The organism is Nocardia sp. NPDC004722, assembly GCF_053601505.1.
Genome location: NZ_JBSGBY010000678.1, coordinates 1 through 4325, shown reverse-complemented (window position 1 = coordinate 4325; position 4325 = coordinate 1). Strand labels below are relative to the sequence as shown.

Sequence of the window (4325 nt, the reverse complement as noted above, 5' to 3'; positions counted from 1 at the left end):
CAGCAGGATCGCGGTGGCCTCTTCCTGCTCGGTGCCCTTGATCTCATAGGCCTGGGGCAGGAATTCGACGTTCTTGAACGTCCAGCCGGAGTTGCGGTAGCCGGGCTCGCCGCCCGGGCCCTCCACGACACCGTCGAGAGAAATGAAAGCCGAGCTGATCAGGGTGCGCATGATTTCTCCTTGTGATTCATCGCGGGTTGTCAGGCGAGCAGCTCGGCCAGCCACTGCTGCCAAGCGTTTTCGGACCCGTCGGTGTCCGGGCCGAACAGGTGGTGGAACATCAGGGTGAGCCCGGTCGGGCCCTGGTGGAAGCTGTACAGCCCGTCGTCGCTGCGGATTTCGAAGCGCTCGTCGTCGGCCCAGGTCAGCACGCCGTCCAGCGGCGGCAGACCGGCCGGGCGGGCCTGGACCACCGCGCCCGCCACGAGTGGCGTCGGCAGCGACAGGCTCTCGGTGAGCGCCGCCCGAACCTGTTGCGCCGAAGCGCCGTTCGCGACGGCGAACACCGGAACCCCGGTGCGCCCGGCGAAATGGCGCAGGTACTCGCCGAGGGTGTGCAGGTGGAAGGGCCAGCCGCGGCGCAGGGCATCGTATTCCTGCTCCCAGTCGTCGCCGAGCATGCCGCTGTGCACGACCCGCAGCACGGTGCTGCCGCCGTCGCGGGCCTCGAGCAGATATTCGAAGGCCATGAACCGGCCGTCCTCGGCGGTCCCGGTCCGGGTGGCGAAACGCTTGCCCGGGTCGAAACCGGTGATCGTGGACTCCTCGCGACGGCCACCGGTGTCCATGGCGGCGACCCCGCCCTCGCGGGGCTCGACCTCATTGCGTCCCATGAACCAGGAATCGATGCCCGGACCCGTCGCGATCGCCTCCCACACCTGTTCCGGACTCGCCGGCAGCGTCGTCTCCAGTTCGATCTCGAACGGGTGCGTCATGGTCGATTCTCCTGTGCGGCTTGTGATTCGGTGGGGATTTGATGCAATCCGACGACAACCCGGTGGTCGCGGCCGTCGGTCGCGGACTCGTCGTGGTACCGGGCGACCAGAGTCGCCACGGTGGTGGCCAGTTCCTCGGCGAACGCCGCGCGGTCGGCCGCCGAGGCGAAGCGGACCTGTGCGTCCATGCCGAAGGTGGCCACCCGCTTCTGCGCCCGGGCGGCCCCCGTCAGCAGCGCCCCGACCTCCTGCACCAGCCGTGAACCCAGGGCGAGCAGCCAGCGTGCGGACAGCTGGTCCGGGGACTTCGCGGGATCGGGGGTGACGGCCCCGAGCGCGCCGGGGGAGATGACGTAGGACGCGGCGGTCGCGCGGTACACGCGCTCGGTGACATTGCCCTTGCGGCGTTCGGCCTCGAGCTCGACCAGCCCGAACCGCTCCAATTCCTTGAGGTGGTAATTGACCTTCTGCCGGGGCAGATCCAGCCGGGCGGCCAGCATGGCCGCCGACCCCGGCTCCGCGAGCGCGGCCAGGATCCGGGATCGGATCGGATCCAGGGAAGCCCCGGCCGCGGCGGGTTCTTCGATCACAGCGATGTCGAGCACCGGTCCAGGATGCGACCGACAATAAAATTTGTCAAGACAACCGAAGTTGTCGGTGAGTGGCTCAGCTCGGCTGGCGCAAGGGCAGTCCGGCGGCCCGGTAGATGGCGTCGATGGCGGTCATGTTCGCGACCGCCTCCTCCGGCGTGGTCAGAATCGGCGCGCCGCGCAGGACGGCGTCGGCGAAGGCGTCGAGCTGGTAGTCGTAGGAGGGGCGGCGGCTGAGCGTGCGCAAGGTGCGACCGGAATCGGTGCGCACCGCCAGCAGGTGCCCGAACTGCGGAGCCACCGGGTTGAGCAGCCGCACACTGCCGTGTTCGCCGACGATCGTGGCGGAGATGCGCACCAGATCCTTCGACCACATCGAACAGCGGACGCTGCCGATCGCGCCGGAGGGGAAACGCACCTGTGCGAGCATCGCCCGATCGATCCGGGCATCGCGCAACTTCGCGTGCGCGACAACGACTTCCGGCTCCTCACCGCTGAAGGTGCGCGCCATGTGCACCGCGTAGCAGCCCGCGTCCATCAGTGCGCCGCCGGCGAGGTCGTAGTTGTAGCGGATATCGCCGAACTTGGGCAGCGGGAAGCACAATGCGGTGTCCACGCGCACCAGCTTGCCCAATTCGCCTGCGGCGATGATCTTTTCGGCCTCGCGGGTGAGCGGGTGATAGCGGTAGTGGAACGCCTCCATCACCACCCGATCGGACGCGGCGGCCAGCGCGGCGATCTCGCGGGCCTCCTCGGCATTGGCCGTGAACGGCTTCTCGCACAGCACGTGTTTGCCCGCCGCCAGGGCGGCGCGGATCCAGCGGCCGTGCAGGCCGTTGGGCAGCGGGATGTAGATCGCGTCGAGATCGGGCGCTTCGATCAGCGCGGCGTAACTGTCATAGCTCCGCTCGATCCCGTGCGCGTGGGCGAACGCCCGCGCACGCGCCCCGTCGCGGGCCGCCACCGCTCCCACTACGACTTCCGGATTGCGCCGGGCCGGTTCGATCAGCGCGGTCGGAGCGATGTTCGCCGCCCCGAGAATCCCGATCCGCAGGCTGGGGTGCGTGTCGTCGCTCATCATCCGACACTAACAGCGGATCCGGCGATGCTGAACCCTGTCGAGCGCGAAAACGCAAGTGCTCGACGGTGATCCAGACGAACCCCAGGACCAGCGTGATCACCGTGGCCACCGCGCCGCCGAATAGTCGGCCGTCGGCGCGATGAAAGGTCCAGGCGAGCAAGGTGACACCGGCCAGCAGCAGCGCGGGGCCGGGCCAGTCGACACCGTCGAGAATGGTTTCCGGGGCTTGTGAGCGAGTGGTGGTCGGGCGGCTGTCGGGCATGGCGAAGCTCCCTCGGCTGTCGATGACGTCCGCCATCGGGATGCCCGCTGGGCGCGCGGCGAAACGGCCATTTACATCGCGTCCGACACGACCGGTCGGGAAGCCGACCCGTTGGCTAATCCTCAGCGAAGGTTGTGTTGTACTCGTCGGAGCCGAGTCGGAGGAGGCATCGAGGAGATGAGCGCGCGAACCGTGGCCCTGCGAGCGGCGGCGGCGTGCGCCTTGCCGATACTGCTGGCCTCCTGCGGCAATGACGGCCCGCCCTCGTCGTCGCCCGGCACCTCCGCGGCCGACGTGCAGGCCATCACCTCCACCTTCGAGCACTTCTTCGACAGCTCGCTGCCCGTGGACCAGAAGATGGCGTTGCTGCAGAATGGCCAAGCCTTCACCGAAACCCTGGAGAATCAAGCGCATTCGGCCATCGCGGGCGGCGCGTCGGCGAACGTGTCGCAGGTGAACGCCGACGGCCCCGACCGCGCCGCCGTCACCTTCACCATCAAGAAGCATGGAATCCCCTTGCTGCCCAACCGCCACGGCACCGCCCTCCACCTCGACGGCGCCTGGAAGGTCGCCGCCGCCACCTTCTGCGACCTCCTCCGCATCGAAGGCGGCGTCCCGGCCGCCTGCGACGCCACCCCCACCAGCTGATCGCGCATACGTCGAGCTTCGGTGTCGTAGCGCCATTGCGGTGGGTTCGGGGCGGGGGTGGTTATCGTAGGCGGATGATTTCGGGGGCTGAAAGCTTTTCCGGTGCCGCGGAAGCGAATACCGGTGCGGTGGCCTGCCTGGAGCCCGCCGACGACAGCACGCGGTCCGATCCGGAACCTGCGGGGTCGCAGGTCACCACCCGGATGTTGATCGTGGGCGGGCTGCTCGCGGTGGCGGCGGTGGTATGGCATGTGTACGCGCTGCCCATCGACAATCCGTACTACGGGCTGTTTCACAACGGGCTCGATCTGGAGGTTTATCGCGCGGGTGGGGAGGTGATCCGCAAGCGCAGCGGGCTCTACGACGGGCCGGTCGTGTTCGGGATGGAATTCACCTACACGCCGTTCGCGGCGCTGGTCTTCGTGCCGCTCACGGTGATCTCGCTGGCCAAGGCCAAGCTGGTCTGGTTCGTGGCGACCATGCTGGCGCTGGTCGTGCTCACCGGGCGCTGCCTGCACGTGCTGAAATACCGGAACACGGTGCGCACGTGGATGTTCGCGGCAGTGCTGGCGGTGTTGTGCACGGTGCTCGAGCCGGTGCGCACCACGCTGTGGCTCGGGCAGGTCAATGTCTTCCTGGTGCTGATGATCGTCTGGGATCTCACCCGGCCGTCGACGGCACGCCTGCGCGGGGTGGGCGTCGGCATCGCCGCCGGGATCAAACTGACGCCGGCGCTGTTCCTGGTCTATCTCGCCTGCACCCGGCAGTGGCGCAGCCTCGGCATCGCCAGCGGGACGTTCGCCGCGACC

Annotated in this window: 5 protein-coding genes; 2 read left to right on the top strand and 3 right to left on the bottom strand. The window is 68.4% G+C overall.

Annotated elements, in window-relative coordinates:
• Nucleotides 1-200 precede the first annotated feature (200 nt).
• The 3 genes from ACWELQ_RS39580 to ACWELQ_RS39570 form a co-directional block, all read right to left on the bottom strand.
• The gene (locus tag ACWELQ_RS39580) at nt 201-935 is read right to left on the bottom strand and encodes an SRPBCC family protein (RefSeq protein WP_452402134.1); all 735 of its coding nucleotides are present in this window, start codon (nt 933-935) and stop codon (nt 201-203) included.
• Entirely contained in the window at nt 932-1540 is a 609-nt protein-coding gene (locus tag ACWELQ_RS39575; RefSeq protein ID WP_452402133.1) for an ArsR/SmtB family transcription factor, read from the bottom strand. The genes ACWELQ_RS39580 and ACWELQ_RS39575 overlap by 4 nt, the downstream gene beginning before the upstream one ends.
• Nucleotides 1541-1601: 61 nt before the next feature.
• Nucleotides 1602-2603, bottom strand: a complete 1002-nt coding sequence (locus tag ACWELQ_RS39570) for a Gfo/Idh/MocA family protein (RefSeq protein ID WP_452402132.1) — start codon at nt 2601-2603, stop codon at nt 1602-1604.
• A 442-nt stretch (nt 2604-3045) separates the two neighbouring features.
• Between ACWELQ_RS39570 and ACWELQ_RS39565 the strand changes: the two genes are divergently transcribed.
• Entirely contained in the window at nt 3046-3516 is a 471-nt protein-coding gene (locus ACWELQ_RS39565; protein WP_452402131.1) for a hypothetical protein, read from the top strand.
• A 74-nt stretch (nt 3517-3590) separates the two neighbouring features.
• Nucleotides 3591-4325, top strand: a 735-nt coding sequence (locus ACWELQ_RS39560) for a glycosyltransferase family 87 protein (protein WP_452402130.1), incomplete at its 3' end; no start/stop codon positions are given.

Excerpts from the sequence above, each read along its gene's own strand:
- ACWELQ_RS39580 (WP_452402134.1), bottom strand. The coding sequence starts at position 935 with ATGACGCACCCGTTCGAGATCGAACTGGAGACGACGCTGCCGGCGAGT.
- ACWELQ_RS39570 (WP_452402132.1), bottom strand. The coding sequence starts at position 2,603 with ATGAGCGACGACACGCACCCCAGCCTGCGGATCGGGATTCTCGGGGCG.
- ACWELQ_RS39565 (WP_452402131.1), top strand. The coding sequence starts at position 3,046 with ATGAGCGCGCGAACCGTGGCCCTGCGAGCGGCGGCGGCGTGCGCCTTG.